The following is a 465-nucleotide window of genomic DNA, read 5'->3' as shown; positions in this document are numbered from 1 at the left end:
GTCCATCCCGGTCCTCTCGTACTAAGGACAGCTCCTCTCAAATTTCCTACGCCCGCGACAGATAGGGACCGAACTGTCTCACGACGTTCTGAACCCAGCTCGCGTACCGCTTTAATGGGCGAACAGCCCAACCCTTGGGACCTACTTCAGCCCCAGGATGCGATGAGCCGACATCGAGGTGCCAAACCTCCCCGTCGATGTGGACTCTTGGGGGAGATAAGCCTGTTATCCCCAGGGTAGCTTTTATCCGTTGAGCGATGGCCCTTCCATGCGGAACCACCGGATCACTAAGCCCGACTTTCGTCCCTGCTCGACTTGTAGGTCTCGCAGTCAAGCTCCCTTATGCCTTTGCACTCTTCGAATGATTTCCAACCATTCTGAGGGAACCTTGGGGCGCCTCCGTTACACTTTAGGAGGCGACCGCCCCAGTCAAACTACCCACCTGACACTGTCCCCGAACCGGGT

1 rRNA gene is annotated in these 465 nt (G+C 57.0%); it reads right to left on the bottom strand.

Annotation, left to right across the window (positions count from 1 at the left end):
* Positions 1–465, bottom strand: a 23S ribosomal RNA gene (locus tag QP775_RS25560); the annotation flags it as partial.

It is taken from the genome of Paenibacillus sp. UMB4589-SE434 (genome assembly GCF_030226685.1).
In the GTDB taxonomy this organism is placed as follows: domain Bacteria; phylum Bacillota; class Bacilli; order Paenibacillales; family Paenibacillaceae; genus Paenibacillus_B.
The sequence above is the reverse complement of the archived record's forward strand: the minus strand, read 5'-3'. Positions and strand labels throughout refer to the sequence as shown.